This is a genomic window from Haladaptatus ordinarius, from assembly GCF_054177595.1.
The window spans coordinates 1-14979 of sequence record NZ_JBPEHH010000091.1 but is presented as its reverse complement, the minus strand read 5'-3'; the positions used below and the strand labels follow the sequence as shown (position 1 = coordinate 14979).

General features: G+C 62.0%; 15 protein-coding genes and 1 pseudogene. 8 read left to right on the top strand and 8 right to left on the bottom strand.

The features are described 5' to 3' along the window. The first annotated feature begins 309 nt into the window (after positions 1–309). Positions 310–1534: pseudogene (locus tag ACR3FF_RS21540) on the top strand (RNA-guided endonuclease InsQ/TnpB family protein). Position 1535: 1 nt separating this feature from the next. Here ACR3FF_RS21540 and ACR3FF_RS21535 read toward each other — a convergent pair. Genes ACR3FF_RS21535 through ACR3FF_RS21515 form a run of 5 tightly spaced genes read right to left on the bottom strand, consistent with a single transcriptional unit; the run spans position 1536 to position 4469 of the window. Continuing rightward, positions 1536–2084, bottom strand: a complete 549-nt coding sequence (locus ACR3FF_RS21535; RefSeq protein WP_458190196.1) for a GTP-dependent dephospho-CoA kinase family protein — start codon at positions 2082–2084, stop codon at positions 1536–1538. Between the two features lies 1 nt (position 2085). After that, a complete protein-coding gene (gene spt4, locus ACR3FF_RS21530; protein ID WP_458190195.1) occupies positions 2086–2283 on the bottom strand; it encodes a transcription elongation factor subunit Spt4 in 198 nt (65 codons plus the stop codon). Between the two features lie 2 nt (positions 2284–2285). Beyond that, entirely contained in the window at positions 2286–2858 is a 573-nt protein-coding gene (locus tag ACR3FF_RS21525) for a DNA-directed RNA polymerase (protein ID WP_458190194.1), read from the bottom strand. A 1-nt stretch (position 2859) separates the two neighbouring features. Further along, positions 2860–3237, bottom strand: a complete 378-nt coding sequence (locus ACR3FF_RS21520) for a PIN domain-containing protein (protein ID WP_458190193.1) — start codon at positions 3235–3237, stop codon at positions 2860–2862. Further along, a complete protein-coding gene (locus ACR3FF_RS21515; RefSeq protein WP_458190192.1) occupies positions 3237–4469 on the bottom strand; it encodes a translation initiation factor IF-2 subunit gamma in 1233 nt (410 codons plus the stop codon). Before ACR3FF_RS21515 ends, ACR3FF_RS21520 begins: the two co-directional genes overlap by 1 nt. A gap of 148 nt (positions 4470–4617) precedes the next feature. Here ACR3FF_RS21515 and ACR3FF_RS21510 point away from each other — a divergent pair, with 148 nt between their 5' ends. The 6 genes from ACR3FF_RS21510 to ACR3FF_RS21485 all read left to right on the top strand — a co-directional run bounded on the left by ACR3FF_RS21510 (position 4618) and on the right by ACR3FF_RS21485 (position 9376). Continuing rightward, positions 4618–5541, top strand: coding sequence for a winged helix-turn-helix domain-containing protein (locus ACR3FF_RS21510; RefSeq protein ID WP_458190191.1), 924 nt, complete (start codon positions 4618–4620; stop codon positions 5539–5541). A 104-nt stretch (positions 5542–5645) separates the two neighbouring features. Further along, positions 5646–5912, top strand: coding sequence for a hypothetical protein (locus ACR3FF_RS21505; protein ID WP_458190190.1), 267 nt, complete (start codon positions 5646–5648; stop codon positions 5910–5912). Between the two features lie 85 nt (positions 5913–5997). Further along, the gene (locus ACR3FF_RS21500) at positions 5998–6189 is read left to right on the top strand and encodes a hypothetical protein (RefSeq protein ID WP_458190189.1); all 192 of its coding nucleotides are present in this window, start codon (positions 5998–6000) and stop codon (positions 6187–6189) included. A gap of 38 nt (positions 6190–6227) precedes the next feature. Beyond that, positions 6228–7187 (top strand): DUF5787 family protein, encoded by a 960-nt coding sequence (locus ACR3FF_RS21495; protein ID WP_458190188.1) that lies wholly within the window; start codon positions 6228–6230, stop codon positions 7185–7187. A gap of 149 nt (positions 7188–7336) precedes the next feature. Next, positions 7337–7831, top strand: a complete 495-nt coding sequence (locus ACR3FF_RS21490) for a DUF6789 family protein (protein WP_458190187.1) — start codon at positions 7337–7339, stop codon at positions 7829–7831. 156 nt (positions 7832–7987) lie between these two features. Next, positions 7988–9376, top strand: coding sequence for an arylsulfotransferase family protein (locus ACR3FF_RS21485; RefSeq protein WP_458190186.1), 1389 nt, complete (start codon positions 7988–7990; stop codon positions 9374–9376). Positions 9377–9414: 38 nt separating this feature from the next. Here ACR3FF_RS21485 and ACR3FF_RS21480 read toward each other — a convergent pair whose 3' ends face one another. The 3 genes from ACR3FF_RS21480 to ACR3FF_RS21470 form a co-directional block, all read right to left on the bottom strand. Beyond that, positions 9415–10233, bottom strand: a complete 819-nt coding sequence (locus tag ACR3FF_RS21480; RefSeq protein WP_458190185.1) for an MBL fold metallo-hydrolase — start codon at positions 10231–10233, stop codon at positions 9415–9417. A gap of 3 nt (positions 10234–10236) precedes the next feature. Continuing rightward, entirely contained in the window at positions 10237–11568 is a 1332-nt protein-coding gene (locus ACR3FF_RS21475; RefSeq protein ID WP_458190184.1) for an ATP-binding protein, read from the bottom strand. Positions 11569–11702: 134 nt separating this feature from the next. Then, a complete protein-coding gene (locus tag ACR3FF_RS21470; RefSeq protein WP_458190183.1) occupies positions 11703–13523 on the bottom strand; it encodes a flippase activity-associated protein Agl23 in 1821 nt (606 codons plus the stop codon). 143 nt (positions 13524–13666) lie between these two features. Between ACR3FF_RS21470 and ACR3FF_RS21465 the strand changes: the two genes are divergently transcribed. Next, the gene (locus ACR3FF_RS21465; protein WP_458190182.1) at positions 13667–14815 is read left to right on the top strand and encodes a thiolase family protein; all 1149 of its coding nucleotides are present in this window, start codon (positions 13667–13669) and stop codon (positions 14813–14815) included. Positions 14816–14979 lie beyond the last annotated feature (164 nt).

Sequence of the window (14979 nt, the reverse complement as noted above, 5' to 3'; positions counted from 1 at the left end):
GCGAAGTCAGCAGCGATGTAATTGCATCCGGGGAGAGTCTCATACAACCTCCCCTTCGCTCTACGAGTTCAGGTAGCCGTCGGCTTGCGATTTAGCCTCTTAACCGAATACGAATGGTCCTACATGGTACGATTGCAGGCCCACGGAAACACAACTAATATATTCACAAGTTGTGTATGTTACAGTGTAGCAACGCGCAAGAACATCTCCATCTGCGCCGACCAAGAAGAATGGATTCAGGAGAACTACCTGAATCTCTCCCGATTCGTTCAAGATAAACTCGATGAACACATCGAAGAGCACTCGTAGATGAACTACAACTACAGATATCGACTCACTCCAACCGCTGACGTTGAAGAGCGGTTAGCATGGACGGTCGATACCTGTAGACAGGTCTATAACCACTTTCTCCACCGCTTGAACCGGAACGACGATACATCGGCGTACTCCGAACAGAAACTTCTGCCGAGTCTCAAGAAATGGTGGTCTGACCTGACAGACGTTCACTCGAAAGTGCTTCAAAAGGTCGTTCAGCGGTTGTATGACAACCTCTCAACCCTCCGTGGTCGCAAAGACAGCGGCTACCGTGTTGGGACGCTCAAGTGGAAGGCACCCGATGAATACCGAAGTTTCACCTACAGTCAATCTGGCTTCAAGCCCAAGAACACGAGCGGTCAGAAACGGCTGTGACTTTCGAAACTCGGTGAGATTCCCATTACCTTCCACCGCGACTTGCCCGACGACGCGGACATCAAGACCGTCTCGATTAAGCAGGAGCCCACCGGAAAGTGGTACGCTATCCTCGGCATCGAGACTCCCGACGAAGCTCCCGAAAAACCAGACTCTCCAGAGAAGTGTGTCGGTATCGACGTGGGTATCTTGAAGTATGCTCACCACACCGACGGCTCAGCGGTTGAATCGCTGGACCTCTCGGACGAACGGGAACGATTGGAACACGCCCAACGCACACTTTCACGGAAGGAACACGGTTCGAACAAGTGGGAGAAACAGCGCCGTGCCGTGGCCGAGCGTCATGCCGATCTGAAACAGAAGCGCCGTGATTTCTTGCACAAGTTGTCGAACTACTACGCGAAAGAGCACGACCTTGTAGCAGTCGAGGACTTGGATGCAAAAGGGTTGATAGAACTTCCAGACAACCCCTGCAATCGGGCGGGAGCATCGTGGGGCACGTTCCTTCGGATGCTTGAATATAAGTGCGAACGCGAAGGAACGCACTTTGTGGCCGTCAATCCACGGGGTACGACGAAAGAGTGTGCATCCTGTGGCGTTTCGACAGACAAACCACTATGGGTTCGAGAACACTCGTGCCCGTCATGCGGGTTCGAGGCGGATAGAAATGCGAACGCAGCGTGGAACATTCTTTCTCGCGGTATCAAGCGGTTAGGAGCGGGACGCTCCGAATCAACGCCTGTGGAGACTGCGCTCCCTACGGACACCGTTGTGTCTGCAACGCGTCCTCAAAGCAGGAAGCCCCGTCCTCAGCGAGGCCGTTAGGCCGAGCAGGGCGAGGTAGTTCACGCCTCCGAGTAACTGACGAGCGAGAAGAGTCGGTCCGGGTCGCCCTCCATCCGCGACAGCAGGTCGGCGACCGCCGCCTGCACGTCGGGCGTAACCCGCACGAGAACCATCCCTTCGTCGGGTTGCCCGTAGACGACGCTCGCACCCTCCGGTGCGGCGAGCACCGCCGGAAGTGCCGCGAGGTCTTCTTCGCCGTCGACGCCCACGACGGTTTCCTCGCCCGCCCGAATCGACTCGACGAGCGTCGAGAGGAGGTCGGCGGTGAGGGTTCCCGCCGGGTTCTCCACCGACACGTGTCGAGCGTCGTCACTCACCGCGTCACGGATTTCCGGCGTGACGGCGTCGCGCTTGGTCAACCCGTCCACGAGCGCCACGTCCGGCGTGACGCCTACGGATTCGAGATGGTACGTGACGACGTCGCCGACGGCGACGAGCGGTCGGCCCGACGCGTCGAGAAGTGTCTCGGTGTCGGTGAAAATCGGTCCGAGCGGTTCTTTGAGCTCACCGCGGAGCGCGCGCGGGAGCGAGACGACGATGTCGGGCACCTTACCGAACCTTCAGCGCGTAGCTGCCCGCCTCCGTGACTTCCATCTCTCGACCGATTTCGCTCTGGTCGGGATGGGCGATGACGACGTACCCGCTCCAGTCTTCGGTGAGGCTGGTCGAGTTACACACCGGACAGATTTCCTCGTCCGCTTCGAGGACGGCGTGGCAGTCCCGGCAGGCGAGTCGATTGCTAGCCATCGTTACTCACTCTCGGTAGTCGCCTGACGTTTTTCGCGCTCTTCTTTCAGCCAGCCGTGCTTGCCCAGTCCGACCTGTTTGGCCGTGAGACCGATCTTGCTCTCGCGTGGATTGCGCTCGTCGATGCTCTTCGTGACGATGCGCGCACGAACCGAGTCGCCGACGCCGAGCGCACGGTTCGACTCGCGGGAGGCAAGCGCCTGTCCCTCCTCGTCGAACGAGAGATACTCGTCCGAAATCTGAGAGACGTGGAGCAGCCCGTCCACCGGTCCGATTCCCACGAACGCCCCGAAGTTGACGACTTCCACGACCTCGCCGTCTACGACCTCCTGCATCTGGGGGTCGAACGTGACGGCGTCGAACTCCGCTTCGTAGTAGACGCCCGGACGATTCGGGAGCACCGCACCCTCACCGATGTCGTGAACTTCGGTGACGCTGACGACGCTTCCCACGTCCTCGTCCATCCGTCCTTCTAGTTTGTCCTGTAGTAACCGCTGCACCAGTTCCGGCGTTACGTCCGCGAGGAACTTGGGAGGCACCTCGACCGTGTCTTTCAGTCTAACCCGTTTGTACATGCTATGGTTGAGTGATTGTGAGTTTGTTCTGGCCCCTTATATGAATTACCGGAACGCCAGCGCCGAGCAGGCGGTTCCGGAGGGGGGCGTCGTTCGTGACGACGAAGTCGAACTCGTCACCGAGTTCGACCAGTGCGTCGTCGGCATACGATTCGTCGTGGTCGATGGGTCGACACCGGGTCGCCAAATCCTGTCCTACGCTCGCGGCGGTCGCTTCCGCACCACCGCCCTTCGCGAGGCCGTCGAGTTCGGCGGTGACCGCGCGCGGGACGACGCACTCGTACTGACCGAGAAGGCGGTCGAGTTCGTCGAACAGCCTGACGCCGCTTTCGACGGGCATCATGAGCGCGCTCGTATCCATGGCGACCGTGGAAGCCATCAGCCCGTGAGCGTCCCGATACCGATGAGTCGCCAGCGCGCGCCGACACGGCGGTTGATGGCGATTTTCGCACCCTCAGGCGCGCAGACGGGGCGTTTGAGCGCGACTTCACACTCGTCGTCGCGCGCACTGGTGACCGAACCGACGGTCGTCGCCGTCCCGACGGTCATCATGAGTGGTTCACCCGTGCTGATTTCGTCGACGTTCTCGTCGTCGAGTCCGACGAGGCGGTCTAGCAGGTCGATTTTCATCGTGAACTTCCGCCACGTCGGCGGCAGCGTTCCGGGTGTGCCCGCGACCTGTCCGGCCAGGGCGTCACCTTTGGTGTAACTCGGGTCGAGACCCGTACCGACGCCGAGCAGACCGCCCGGCGTCACCTCGTTTACCATCTCACCGCCCGCCTGGAGCGAGCGCACGTCGGTTTCGATGGGTTCCCACTGCGTCTGGCCGCCTTCTTCGACCTCGCGGCCAGGGCGGAGTTCGATTTCGTCACCTTCAGAGAGGTGACCCCGCACGAGACTGCCACCGAGTACCCCACCCGTGAGGTCGCCCCACGTCGTGCCGGGACGATTGATGTCGAAACTACGGGCGACGTACATCTGTGGTTCGTCTTCCGGATCGCGCTCGGGCGTCGGAATCTCCTCCTCGATGGCCTGCATCAGCAGGTCGATGTTGACCTCCTGCTGGGCGCTGATTGGGACGATGGGTGCGTCTTCCGCGACCGTCCCCGAGACGAACTCCCGTATCTGCTCGTAGTTACGCTGAGCGCGGTCGCGATCGACGAGGTCGATTTTGTTCTGTGCGATGACGATGTTCTCGATGCCGATGATGTCGAGCGCCATCAGGTGCTCTTCCGTCTGGGCCTGCGGAACGTTCTCCGTGGCCGAGACGACGAGCACCGCGCCGTCCATCAGGGCTGCACCCGAGAGCATGGTCGCCATCAGCGTCTCGTGTCCGGGGGCGTCCACGAACGAGACGGTGCGGATCGGTTCGCTTTCTGTACCATCGGGACACGTCTCGTCGACCGTATAGCACTCCGGGGCGTCCACGTCCGGACACCGTCGGAACGTCGCGTCGGCGTACCCGAGTCGAATGGAGATTCCTCGTTTCATCTCCTCGGAGTGCTGGTCGGTCCATTCGCCGGAAAGCGCCTGCACGAGTGTCGTCTTCCCGTGGTCGACGTGGCCGACGAGTCCGATGTTCACCTCCGGTTGGTTGTGTGTTCCTGTCAACGTTGACCTCCTGAGAGCAATTTGAAGTAGATTCGGCCCGAACGACTGATAAACCTACTGTTCTCGTACGAGTGGACGTTCGTGACAGTTCCGATACTGAAATGTAATTAACGTAACGTTTTATTCACTCGACATCGTTCACGCGCACATGAGCAGTGACACGAGCAGAGACGCCCCGCTTCAGGAGTGTGACGACTGCATCGCTCCGGCGGAGGCGTTTTCGGTCATCGCCAACGAGACGCGACTCGCGATTCTAGAGGCGCTCTGGGAATCGCCGAAACGGCCGGTCAGCTTCTCGGAACTGCGCAAGGAAGTCGGGATGCGCGACAGCGCCCAGTTCAACTACCACCTCCAGAAGCTGACCGACCACTTCGTCGTTCAGACCGACGCGGGGTACGATTTCAGACAGGCTGGAAAGAAAGTCGTCAGTGCGATTCTCGCCGGGTCGTTCACCGAACACCCCCGACTCGACCCCATCGAACTCGACGAGACGTGCGCCGACTGTGGTGCGAACCTGTTTGCCGCCTACGAAGACGAGCAGTTGGCGATTCAATGTCCCGACTGTGGAAAGTCTCACGGTCGGTACCCGTTCCCGCCGGGAGGACTGAACGACCGGACGACCGACGAAATCGTGGACGCGTTCAATCAGCGAGTGCGCCACCTCCACTGTCTCGCCGCGGACGGCGTCTGCCACGAGTGTAACGGGAAGATGACCACGAACATCGTCCACGACACGGAGAACCGACTGGGTCTGGACGTGCGCGTCCACCACCACTGCGAGCAGTGTCGCCACCAGTTGCACTCGGCCGTCGGCCTCACCCTACTGGACCAGTCGGAGGTCGTGACGTTCCACAGTGACCACGGTATGGACCTCTGTACGAAGCCGTACTGGGCGCTCTCGTGGTGCGTGAGCGACGAGTACACGACGGTCCTCTCCGACGACCCCTGGCGAATCCGCGTCAGGATTCCGCTGGACGACGAAGAACTGCGCGTCGTCCTGGACGGCGACCTCGACGTGGTCGAGATGGAGCGAGCCGAATCGTCCGCGTCCGACGCGCCAAGGGTGGCGTGACAGCCAATCTACAGGAACGGAGTTCAGTAACGAATTCTACAGAAATGTAATTCAGCTAATGCTTTTGTCGGCGGGAGTCCTCTCTCTAACCGAGGAGAACGACCATGAAATACGAAAACAGATTCGGACTCCCCGAACCGATTCCCGCCCATCTCTGGGTGCGTCGAGCACTCGTCTCCCTGTTCGTCTTCGCACTCAGTGTGAGCGGCGTCGTCGTGGCAGGCATCGCGTACGCCTACGGCGCAGAACTGGTCGGAACGAGTCTTCCCCTCCTGCTCGCAGGGTGGGTCGCGAGTATCGGTGTCGCGTTCTCACTTCCGTTCCTCGTCGTTCGGATGGTGAGCGCGGGCGTCGTCGCACTCGAACAGTAACGAACCATTCTTTCTCGACCGGCCGCTCGAACCCGACGGGAACGACTATCCAACTCCGGAGCCAAGCGTCGCCCGGGGGGAGACGATGTGCCACTCACGAGCTAGTTACGACCGAAGCGCACACGGAGAATCGACCGCCGAAACCGAGCACGAATCGAGAGACGAACGCGAGACGACTCACGAGCGCGAGGGACTCGTAGCCCGGACGAGAGCGCGGGTCGCGTCGTTGTTCGAGACGGAAGACGAACCCGGCGAACCGATTCCCGCAAACGACTGACGCGGGACTTTTGTTTTCGCCGCCCGAACTCACACATCGTGCGAGAGTTCCCGTTCGAGTTGACGCTGTGTGCCCACCTTGAAGCGACGACCGACAGGCTCGTCGCTCGGCAGGTCGGTGGCGGCGTCCACGCACCCTCGAACCGAATCATCGACGTACTCTGTGTCGAACCGGGGGCGGCGTTCGACGCCAGGACGGAGTTGACGAGCGAGCGAATCCCGGACGCCGCCATCGAGAGCGAGGTCGGCGTCGGGCGGGCACGCTACTGGCGGAACGCCTTCGACACGTCGCCCGAGTACGCCCGTGCGGTCGTCGACCGGGCCGTCGAAATCGGCTTCTTCGAGCGCGAACGCAGTGGTGGCCGGGAGTACGTCCGGCAGGTCGCACGGTATCCGGACTGGTTCGGGCGCCTCGTCGGCATCGAGAACAAACCCGACCTCGACGAACCGGGCGACCTCCAGACCCAACTCCGCAAGGACGTGAGTCTCGGTCTCGTAGACGAGGTCGTGTTGGCGACCGAGAGCTACGTCACGCGGGCACACCTGAACCGCATCCCCGAGGAGGTCGGCGTCTGGCGGTTCGACGGCGAGGGACTCGAAGTCGTCCGAGAACCGACGCTACTCGAGAGTGGTGAGGCGGGAACCGAACTCGTCGAAGAACACGCTGGACGAACTGACGTTCGAACCGTGACCGCGGCGGACAAAGCCCGACGGCGACGACGGATGGCGGAACGCGCCTACGGCAAAGGCTGGCGAACCTACGAGTTGCCGGCCTGCGCCGAATTCGAATCGCAGTCGGGTGGTCTTCCCTACTGCCACTGGAAAGGGCGCGTCGTGAATCCGGCCCACTGCGGGGTGGACTGCCGGGGATACGACCCGGCCGACCCGCCCGAAGTCGACCTCGACGCGGAGCGCGATTCGCGGACGTCGTGGGTGGCAGACCCGTCGGGACGAAAACGACGACAGGCCGGTCTCGATGCGTTTCGGACAGAGCAGTGATGTGAACCGTAACACCGAGCGTGCTGGCCGCGAGTTCTCGACGGTCGCTATCGAATCCTCGACCTCGACGGAACCCAGCGGGTCCGTCGCTCCCGTGGCCCGAACGTCTATTGACACCGCTACTGACAGGGAGGACACTCGGGGAAAATATGCAGCTGCCGAAATCGCTCGTTCGGGGCCGTTCGTCACGGGGACGACCGTCGCCGATGCACGTCGTTCGGTCGGTCGGACGGGGTCTGGTCGGCGGATTCGTCTCGACGCTCGTGATGACCGCCTTTCGGATTCCGATAGCACGGTCGTTGCCACCGACTGCAGAGTTTTGGGCGCAGTACGTCGGAGATGGGGAGGCGAGCGACTATCCGTTACCAGGATTCGTCCTCCACTTGCTGTACGGAACGGTCGGTGGCTGTCTCTTCACGGTTCTGTACGAACGGCGACCGAACGAAACCGAAGTCGCGGACGAGAAACGGGGGGCGTTCCTGGGCGTCGCGTACGGTCTCGCACTCTCCGTGTTCGGCATTCACGTCGTTCTAAACCGTGTTCTTCGAATGGAACTTCGACCCGACGAACGGTTCGTCTTCCACCTGAGCCACCTCGTTTACGGACTCACCCTCGGTTCGTGGGTCGGGTCGAGAGCGAAGTAGACGCCAGCACGTCGTGTGCTACAATCGAAACGACAGCGCGACCGGTCGATGCGGGGGTACACCGGCGTGTGCTCCCGATTCTCCGTTATCGTGTGGACGACACGAGCCGAAAAGATGTGTAAACATACAAGACGGAGCGCATGAATACGCAACGATATGCAAACCCCCTCTCGACGGCAACTTCTCACCGTCGGCGCGATACTCCTGTGCTGTCTCCCACTGCTTGCGTCACCACTGACCGCTCAGTCGGGTGGACAGGGTAACGACCCATCGAATCCCTGCGTCGGAACCATTCAGAATCCAGCGGGCGGAACCACCGTCGTCGCGGTGCAGGGCTACTCGTGGCTCGAAGACGGCGGCAAGGAACCCGCGAAACTCGTCGCAATCGGGCCGAACGGCGAGGTGAAGTGGGTCCACCACACCGCGAAACACGGCATGGTCTGGGGATACGACGTCGACCCCCTCCCGAACGGGAACCTCTTCGTCACCGGAACGGCGCGAGGGAAGACCGTCGTCTACGAGTTCAACCCCCGGACGCAGGAACACGTCTGGAACGAGTCGCTTCCCATCCACGACACCCACGACGTCGACCTCATCAACAACGGCACGCAGTTGCTCGTCGCCAACATGCGCGCCTACAACGAGGACAAAGAGCGTAACGACGACAGCATCTTCGTCTACGACCTGAAGAAAGACGAGGTCGTCTGGCGCTGGTACTTCCGCAACCACTACGACAAGAGCACCGCGAAAAACTACTCGAAAGACTGGACGCACGTCAACGACGTGGACAAAATCGGCGACGGATTGTATCTCGCCTCGCCGCGCAACTTCGATCAGGCCATCGTCGTCAACCGCTCTTCGAACGAGATAGAGATGCGACTCGGCGAGGACGACAACCACGACGTCCTCCACGAACAGCACAACCCGGACTATCTGGAGAGCAAGGACGGCAATCCGACCTTCCTCGTCGCCGACTCGGAGAACCAGCGCATCGTGGAGTACGAGAAGCGAGGCGACGACTGGAAACTGACGTGGGAACTCGGCAAGAAAGGTGACCTCAGATGGCCCCGAGACGCCGACCGCCTGTCGAACGGCAACACCCTCATCGGCGACACGAAAAACCAGCGCGTCATCGAGGTGACGCCGACGGGCGAGGTCGTCTGGGAGTTCTACGCGCCGTGGCTGGTGTACGACGTGGCACGCCTCCCCGACGAGCGCGCGGAGAATCCGACCATCGCCGACCAGAACGCCACCGGGAGTTACGGACTGAAAGGAGACGCAGCGAAGTACGACGCGGAGACGATGAAGCAGTGTCACAGCTACCTCCAGTCCATCGACGGGTGGGCTGAGGGCCAACAGCCAGAGACCACGACGTCGACGAACGGGTCGGGCGTGAACGACGACGACGACCGGAACGACGGCAGCCTCGGCGGACCGGCGAACACGACCGACGAAACGAAGACACCGCTCCCCGGTTTCGACTTCGTGGTCGGTGCTGTCGGCGTGTTGGTCGCAGTCGCGCTGTTTGCTCGGCGGCGACTGTAGCGTCGGTTCTCGATGCCGGATGGAGAACCCGGTCGCTGCTACAGTCGGTATCGCTCGCCGTCGACCGCCAGCGGTTCTTCGAACGCTTTGTCCGCTGGGTAGAAGTGTGAGACGTGGACGAGGCGTGTCTCCTCGGCATCGAGTTCGTCCGCCAGCGAGAGTGCGCCCTCGCGGGTCATGTGCTTGTGTCCGAAGGTGCCCGGTTCGCCCTCGTCGGTGGGGTGTCGTCCGCCCGCCGGATGGTACTCACAGAGCGATGCCGGAACGATGGCGTCGGCCAGAAAGAGGTCGGCGTCCGCGAGCGCGTCGCGCGACGCCTCGGGAATCGCGTAGCTCGTATCCCCCGAGAGGGCGAGTTTCGCGCCGTTTCCTTCCACGACCACGCCGTAACAGAGCAGGGGTGGGTGGTCGACCGGGACGAAAGTCACGTCGAAGCCACAGGCGGAAAACGACGCGAGCGGGTCGTGGTCGTGGACCGTGATTCGGTCGAGGTAGTCGAACTTCGACCGGACCGTCTCCGCGACGCTCTCGCCCGTCTCTGGGTCGCGTTCGTTCGCGGCGTGGACCGGCAGGGCGTCGAACAATCGGTAGGCGTTCCCGAGGCCGTCGATGTGGTCGAAGTGGACGTGCGTGATGAGAAGTTCGGCCGGAAGGGGTACGTCGTGGGTGAGAAACTGCTGGCGGAAGTCGGGACTGGCGTCTATCAGCAGACACTCGTCCGTCTCCTCGTTGCGGACGTGAACCGAAAAGCGCGACCGCTCGATATCGCGTTCGCGAGCTTCGCGGCAGGTATCACAATCACATCCTGGCGTCGGCGTTCCCGTGGTGTCGCCGGTGCCGAGGAGGGTGACCTCCATCACTCAGTGGTCGTGTGAGTGACCACTTATATCTCCGCCCGCGACCAGCGCGTCGTGGTCGCCGTCGATCATATCGAGGTCTTTGAGATTGTCACGCTCCTCGAAGTCCTGGATGGCGTGAAGGAGGTCTGCCTGTTCGAGTTCGGTTCGATTCTCGGTCAGCGCCTCCAACACCGCCTCGCGGAGGACGAGTCGCAGGTCGCTCCCCGTGAGTCCCTGCGTCTTCGACGCCAGTTCGTCGGGGTCGAAGTCCTTGATTTCCATCCGACGCGTGATGACCCGGAGGATGTCCGACCGCATCTGCTCGTCCGGTTTCGGGAAGTTCAGAATCTCGTCGAAGCGCCGCCACGCCGCCGCGTCGAGCTGGTCGGGGTGGTTCGTCGCGCCGATGAGCAACACGTCGTCCTGGATGAGCGAGATGTTGTCGATGGACTTCAGGAGCGTGTTGACGGCGCGTTTGATGGCGGCGTGTTCGTCGCTCCGGCGCGTCTTGGCGACGAAGTCGAACTCGTCCATGAAGAGGATACAGGGCGAGAGCCGCTTTGCCACCTCGAACACCTTCTCGACGTTCTTCGCCGTCTCGCCGAGATACTGGCTGGTTATCATCGACAGTTTGACCTCGACGAACGGGAGGTCCAGGTCGTACCCCAGTGCGCGCGCGGTCGAGGTCTTCCCGGTTCCGGGCGGGCCGACGAAGAGCAGTTTCCCGATTTCGCGCAGCCCGATGCCCGCGAGGTACTCGCGGTGCTCGATGGCTTTCACTATCTTGTGAATCTCGGCCTCCTGGTCTTCCGTGAGCACGAGGTCGTCCAGGGTCAACTCGACCTCCTCCGGTGCGTGGATGTCCACGAGGTCGAGCATGCTCTCGCCGTCCTCGTCCTCGTCTTCCTCGTCGAAGTGCTCTTCGAGCAGACTGTCTATCCACGCTCGGTCGGACTGTACGGGCCTGTTTGCCTCGCGTACGGCCTCGTAGTCTACGTCGACACCGTCCCGGTCGGCGAGAGCGTACGCGAGCGTCGGGTTCTCGGCGATTCGGCCGTCGTCACGCTCGACGAACCACTCCTCTGCCATATCCTGTTGGGTCAACTCGATGCTTCCGGAGAAGGTGTCCCGGTCGGTGAACATCAGGTCCGAAATCGCTTCCCACGGCTGGTCGAGACCGGTCGCTTCGCGGGCAGTTTCGACCGACGTTCGAAGCGGTCGCTCGATCGTCCCTTCGTGCCAGAACACCTGCCGAATCGCCGGTGGCAGGTCGTTTTCGTCCAGATCTCGGTTCTCGCTGTAGATTCGTGCAGTGAGCAAGAACTCGATTACGTCCAGCGCCCCGCTGTTCATTCTTCCGTGAGTTGACGCGGGAGAATCTTAAGCCCGTCGAACGACGTATCGCGCGACGAAATATCCAGGGAAACCGCGGTCGAACGAACGCCGCACCGGGCGAAAATCGGTCGGACGAAGACCACGACGACAAATTACGTGGTCGAATTGGCGGACAATCTTCCCTCCTCGACGTAGATGGACATCCCGCTGATGGTACAGCCACTGTCGAAACCGTACCGGTGGAACTCGAAGCGCCGATAGCCGTCCATGTGCTCGTCGATGTCCTCGGCGGTGCCGTCCTCGCTGGAACAGGTTTCGGCGTCGTTCAGCGCGACGACGATTGGCGGCTTCTCGCCCGCGAGGTCGTCCGACTCGTTCGTGCTAGTGACGTTCGCGTCGGCGGCCTCGAAGTACCACGCCAGCGGCAGCCGAGCGAACCAGCCTTCCCCGGCGGGTGGAATCGAGTGGGCCGATTCGTCCGGTGAGTCCAGTTCCTCGCCGTAGAACAGCACGTCCGCCTTCTCCGGGTCGTTCGACCGTGCGATTCGCTGGAGGTCGTCGATGAGGGGTTTCGCCTCTGTGGACGACTGGGCGTACTGGACGAGTTGGTTGTCCGGACTCTGTGGGTTCTGGTAGGTCGTGTCGTACGCCGAAACGCCGACCTGTGCCGAGACGAGCAACAACAGGATGGCGGCGGCGACGACGCTCACGTCGTCCCGGCGTTCGTAGGCGTCCCACCCCCAGCGAAAGACCAGCGCGAGGCCGACCGCCGCCGGGAACGCCAGCGGGACGATAGCGTGCACCGTCGCCCACCCCGCCTTGATATCCATCACGAGGGGGTAGCCGAGCACGCTGGCGATGCCCCAGTAAAAGCCGAACGCGACCACGTCGTTCGGGCGGTCACCGGAGTAACGGTCGACGACGAATCCGACGATAGCGAGCAGACAGAGCGCGAGCGCACCGACCTCGAGCGTGCGGATGAAGTCACCGAAAAACGGGAGATATGAGTGTTCCGTGTGACCCGTCCAGCCCATGAACTTCTCCCACGTGCCGAACGTCGCGGCCCCGAGCACCTCCGGTAACATCGTCGGGTTCGAGAACGCTTTCCAGAGGCCGATGCCGGGGCGGGTCTGTGACCGCGGCGCGTAGAAGAAGACGATGACGAGTAAGAATTCCAGCACCGCCAGCACCGCGACGCCGATTCCCGAGAGGAGGGAGACGACGGCAGTGCGCTCGCCGTCGACGAGTCGACGTGCGCCCCGACGCATCCAGCGTGGAACCACGGCCGCGATTCCGTCGTTGCCGACGCGCCGGAGGAAGAGACGGTGGTCGTAGAGCAACACCCCCGCACCCGCCCAACAGGCGACGTAGAGCAGCGCGTTCTCCTTCATCGTGAAACCGAGCGCGAAGGAGGCGACGCCAGCGAAGAGATAGCGCAGTCTACGGGTGTCGAAGTACCGGACGACGAAACCGAGCGCGAACACCATTGCGGCTGCCAGCGGCACGTCGTTGCGCATGAACCGCGAGTAGTAGAGCAAGACCGGATTCAGGGCGAACAGAACCGCGAGTGCGACCGTCTCGGAGGGACGGAGTCGCTCGCGGAACAGGAGGGCAGAGAGCGGCAGGAGACCACCCAGCAGCGCGACGACGAACCGCATCGTGAAGTCGCTCGCACCGAACAGGCTGAACAGCACCGAGTTCACGTGGACGAGAAACGGCCCGTGGACGATGCGTCGATACTCCCAGACGCCCGTCTTCGCGTAGCGGGCAATCCAGTACGCGACGCGAGCCTCGTCCTGATGGGCGACGCGTGCGTCGAGATTCACCAGACGGAGCGCGAGCGCGACCAGCGCGACGAAGACGACGATGGGGACCGGATTGGCGAAGCGCCACAACAAACCGGACTCCTCGCTCGACGTGAGCGGACGAGTCCGAGCCTGTGTCTGGGCGGTGTCGGTATCGGATTCTTGCATCGTCGTGTAGCTACAGACGATATGGAAGGGGTTCGGACAAATAGTTTCTGAAGGCCCGTCGATGGTCAATAAACTTTCAAACTGTTCCTCATTTACGTCGAGTTCTACCGCCACTTAAGGGCGTCCGGCAAGAATGGTGAGCCATGGGTAGCGACACCACACCAGTCATCGCGAAGGCGGTTCGGACACCACAAGGAAAGCAAGACGGCGTGTACGCGGACGTTCGTAGTGAAGACCTCTCGGTGGCGCTCGTCGACACCATCCTCTCGGAGACGGGACTGACGAGCGACCACGTGGACGACCTCATGTGGGGCGTCGCACAGCAGCGGAGCGAACAGGACAACAACGTCGCGCGAGTCATCACGCTCCTCTCCAACCTCGGGGAGAACGTTCCCGCCACGACCATCAATCGGTGGTGTGCCTCCTCGATGCAGGCGGTCATCAGCGCGAGCGACGCGGTTCGGGCGGGCCAGCGACAGGCCATCATCGCAGGTGGCGTCGAGAACATGTCCCGCGTCCCGATGGAGGGCGGCTACGAGGGACAGAACATCCACCCGAAGATGGCGGAGCTGTACAACCTCCCCGGACTCCAGATGGGGATGACCGCCGAGAAGGTCGCAGAGGAGTACGACATCGCCCGCGAAGACCAGGACGAGTACTCGCTTCGGAGCCACCAGCGCGCGGCCGACGCGACCGACTCGGGGCGCTTCGACGACGAAATCGTCCCCATCGAAACCGAAGACGGTCTCGTCGAAGAGGACGAGGGCATCCGCCGCGACACCAGCATAGAAGCCCTCCAGAGCCTCCCGACCGTGTTCAAAGCCGACGGAACGGTGACGCCGGGTAACTCCTCGCAGATTTCGGACGGCGCGGCAGCCACCCTCGTCTGCAGTGAAGCGTTCGCCGAAGACCACGGACTCGACGTGTTGGCCACCGTCGGCGACAACAACGTCGCGGGCGTCGACCCGACCGTGATGGGGATCGGCCCGGTCCCGGCGACGCAGGGGCTGCTGGAGCGTACCGGCGAGGACATCGACGAGTTCGACCTCGTGGAACTGAACGAGGCATTCGCCAGCCAGACGCTCTACTCCCAGCGCCAACTCGGCGTCCCGGACGAGAAGTTCAACGTCAACGGCGGTGCGATTGCGGTGGGCCACCCGCTCGGTGCCTCGGGCGCACGCCTCCCCGTGACGCTCGTTCACGAGATGGAAAAACGCGACGCCAAGAAGGGTCTCGCCACGCTCTGTGTCGGCTTCGGCCAGGGTGCGGCGATAACGTTCGAGCGCCGGTAAGTAGTTCACCGAAAGACCACCGGTCTTTCGAGCCGTCACGACCGAGAAACTATCTTTAAACAGCGAGAGAATCCCGCCGTTTACGGCGGGCGTGAATCGCGTAAGCTCAATTGACGTACCGCCGTTAATCAGCTAAGCCGGATTCCATTCGGTTGTCGATACAT

Bases quoted from the DNA above. Each gene is read 5' to 3' on its own strand.
- ACR3FF_RS21520 (WP_458190193.1), bottom strand. From the start codon at position 3,237: ATGGCTTCCACGGTCGCCATGGATACGAGCGCGCTCATGATGCCCGTC.
- ACR3FF_RS21505 (WP_458190190.1), top strand. From the start codon at position 5,646: ATGAAATACGAAAACAGATTCGGACTCCCCGAACCGATTCCCGCCCAT.
- ACR3FF_RS21525 (WP_458190194.1), bottom strand. From the start codon at position 2,858: ATGTACAAACGGGTTAGACTGAAAGACACGGTCGAGGTGCCTCCCAAG.
- ACR3FF_RS21475 (WP_458190184.1), bottom strand. From the start codon at position 11,568: ATGAACAGCGGGGCGCTGGACGTAATCGAGTTCTTGCTCACTGCACGA.
- ACR3FF_RS21485 (WP_458190186.1), top strand. From the start codon at position 7,988: ATGCAAACCCCCTCTCGACGGCAACTTCTCACCGTCGGCGCGATACTC.
- ACR3FF_RS21490 (WP_458190187.1), top strand. From the start codon at position 7,337: ATGCAGCTGCCGAAATCGCTCGTTCGGGGCCGTTCGTCACGGGGACGA.
- ACR3FF_RS21470 (WP_458190183.1), bottom strand. From the start codon at position 13,523: ATGCAAGAATCCGATACCGACACCGCCCAGACACAGGCTCGGACTCGT.
- ACR3FF_RS21465 (WP_458190182.1), top strand. From the start codon at position 13,667: ATGGGTAGCGACACCACACCAGTCATCGCGAAGGCGGTTCGGACACCA.
- spt4 (WP_458190195.1), bottom strand. From the start codon at position 2,283: ATGGCTAGCAATCGACTCGCCTGCCGGGACTGCCACGCCGTCCTCGAA.
- ACR3FF_RS21510 (WP_458190191.1), top strand. From the start codon at position 4,618: ATGAGCAGTGACACGAGCAGAGACGCCCCGCTTCAGGAGTGTGACGAC.
- ACR3FF_RS21500 (WP_458190189.1), top strand. From the start codon at position 5,998: ATGTGCCACTCACGAGCTAGTTACGACCGAAGCGCACACGGAGAATCG.
- ACR3FF_RS21480 (WP_458190185.1), bottom strand. From the start codon at position 10,233: ATGGAGGTCACCCTCCTCGGCACCGGCGACACCACGGGAACGCCGACG.